Below are 1,535 nucleotides of genomic sequence, written 5' to 3'. Positions count from 1 at the left end.
GGTTTGTGTGTTGGGGGGGGGGGGGGGGGGCGGGGCGGGGGGGGGGGGGGGGGGGGCGCGCGGGGGGGGGGGGGCGCGCCGCCCCCCCCCCCCCCCCCGCCCCTCCGTCACGGGCGTCAGCGGGTGCGGAAGGCCAGCACCACGTTGTGGCCGCCGAAGCCGAACGAGTTGTTCAGCGCGGCGATCCGGCCCTCGGGCAGCGGGGTCGCCTCGGTCACGACCTTCGCGTCCACCTCGTCGTCCAGCTCCTCGACGTTGATGGTCGGCGGGGCGATCCGGTGGTGCAGCGCCAGCACGGTGGCGACGGTCTCGATGCCGCCGGCGCCGCCCAGCAGGTGGCCGGTCATCGACTTGGTGGCGGAGACCAGGATGTGGTCGAGGTCCTCGCCCAGCTCCTTGCGGAGCGCCTTGAGCTCGGCGGTGTCGCCCTGCGGGGTCGAGGTGGCGTGCGCGTTGACGTGCACGATCTCGGCCTTGTCCAGCTCGTTGCGGTCGAACAGGTCGGCCAGCGCGCGGGCCACACCGGCACCGGTCGGCTCGGGCTGGGCGATGTGGTGGGCGTCCGAGGACAGGCCCTGGCCGACGGCCTCGCAGTAGATCCGGGCGTTGCGGGCCTCGGCGTGCTCCAGCGACTCCAGCACGACCACGCCGGCGCCCTCGCCCAGCACGAAGCCGTCCCGGGCCTTGTCGTACGGGCGCGAGGCACGCTCGGGCTCGTCGTTGTTCTTGGACATCGCCATCATGTTGGCGAACGCGGCGATCGGCAGCGGGTGGATGGCCGCCTCGGTGCCGCCGGCCACCACGACGTCGGCGCGGCCGCTGCGGATCATCTCGATCGCGTAGCCGATCGCCTCGGCGCCGGAGGCGCAGGCGGAGACGGGGGTGTGCACACCCGCGCGGGCGCCGACCTCCAGGCCGACGTTGGCCGCCGGGGAGTTGGGCATCAGCATCGGGACGGTGTGCGGGGAGACCTTGCGGGCGCCCTTCTCCCGCAGCACGTCGTACTGGTCGAGCAGGGTGGTCACGCCGCCGATGCCGGAGGCGATCACGGCGCCCAGGCGCTCGGGGGCGAGCTTGGAGGACTCGTCGGTGGCCGGGGTCTCGTAGCCGGCGTCGGCCCAGGCCTCGCGGGCGGCGATCAGCGCGAACTGGGCGGAGCGGTCGAGCTTGCGGGCCAGCGGGCGGGGCAGGATCTCGCCCGGCTCGACCGCGGTGCGTGCGGCGATCCGGACCGGCAGGTCCTGGGCCCACTCCTCGGTCAGCGCCGCCACTCCGGAGCGCCCGGCGATCAGGTTCTCCCAGGTGGTGGCGGCGTCGCCGCCCAGCGGCGTGAAGGCGCCGATACCCGTGACGACCACGGTTCGGTTCTCAGCGGTCACTGGTTTCTCTTCTTTCACGTTTCGTGCGGGGTCGGCGGCGAGCCGAAGAAGGGCCCGGCCCGGCGCCCCGGGGGGCGGCCCCGCCCGCGGGGCGGCCGGGCGCGCGGCGCCCGGCCCCCCGGGGAGCCCGCCCGGGGCGGGCGCGGATACACAAAA

1 protein-coding gene is annotated in these 1,535 nt (G+C 75.4%); it reads right to left on the bottom strand.

Going from position 1 to position 1,535, the window contains the following annotated elements; genetic code table 11:
* Positions 1-116 precede the first annotated feature (116 nt).
* Entirely contained in the window at positions 117-1,379 is a 1,263-nt protein-coding gene (gene fabF, locus ACFWXO_RS30250) for a beta-ketoacyl-ACP synthase II (RefSeq protein WP_375887723.1), read from the bottom strand.
* Between the last annotated feature and the right edge of the window lie 156 nt (positions 1,380-1,535).

The organism is Kitasatospora sp. NPDC059088 (assembly GCF_042738155.1).
Taxonomy (GTDB): Bacteria; Actinomycetota; Actinomycetes; order Streptomycetales; family Streptomycetaceae; genus Kitasatospora.
Note: the sequence above shows the minus strand (reverse complement) of the source record. Positions and strands in the feature narration are given on the sequence as shown.